The organism is Caballeronia sp. LZ003, from assembly GCF_031451465.1.
In the GTDB taxonomy this organism is placed as follows: Bacteria; Pseudomonadota; Gammaproteobacteria; order Burkholderiales; family Burkholderiaceae; genus Caballeronia.
On sequence record NZ_JARUXJ010000075.1, the window covers coordinates 1 to 941 of the forward strand.

The 941-nt window shown below is 61.8% G+C and carries 1 protein-coding gene; it reads left to right on the forward strand.

Annotation, left to right across the window (positions count from 1 at the left end):
- Nucleotides 1-165: 165 nt before the first annotated feature.
- On the forward strand, nt 166-941 hold a 776-nt coding region (locus tag QCE79_RS33015), incomplete at its 3' end, for a phage portal protein (RefSeq protein WP_309851664.1).

The window sequence follows — 941 nt, forward strand, 5'->3', positions numbered from 1 at the left end:
CAGTACATCACGGGCGTGAAGTACGGCGCGCCCAAGGCTTAAGCGGAATCATTGATGCGCCTGTTTCCGTGGCACCACAAGTCAGCTCCTCACGCATCGGGCACGGCCGTTGGATCAGCGCGCAGGCCGCAAGCTGTTCCGGTTAGCGCGAACAGCTTCATTGGCATGATTCGCGAGGCGTTCGCTGGTGCGTGGCAATCCGGCGAAACGCTCGACTGTCGAGAGAATCTGCTGGCCTTCTCGGCCGTCTACGCGTGCGTCGATCGCATCGCCTCGGACATCGCCAAGCTTGGCGTGCGCTACGTCAGGCGCGAGGGCGTGATCTGGCAGGATTACCGTGCGCCGCGTTTCACGACGCCACTGCGCCGCCCGAATCCGTATCAGAACCGCATCCAGTTCATCAAGGCGTGGCAAAGCTCCAAACTACTCTTTGGCAACGCTTACGTGCTGCTAATGAGAGACGCGATGCGCAATGTTATTGCCATGTACGTGCTTGATCCGACGCGCGTGCGGCCATTGGTGGCCACAAGCGGCGCGGTGTTTTACCAACTCGGCACGGATGCGCTCAGAGGCCTGCCCGAGCAAATCACGGTTCCCGCCTGCGAAATCATCCACGATCGGGGCATTTGCCCATGGCATCCGCTCATTGGCGTGTCGCCTATCGTGGCGGCCGCCGCCGCCGGCACGATGGGCAACCGTATCCAGTTCAACAGCCGCAAGTTCTTCGGCAACCTGTCGCGCCCCGGCGGCATCCTCTCGACCGACGGCAAGATCAGCGATGAGACCGCCAACCGCCTCAAAACGCAGTGGGAAACGAACTACAGCGGCGAGAACGCCGGACGCGTGGCCGTCGTCGGGGACGGCCTGAAATACGCCACCGTCATGATGAGCGCCATCGACGCACAGCTCATCGAGCAACTCAAATGGGCGGTGGAGGATGT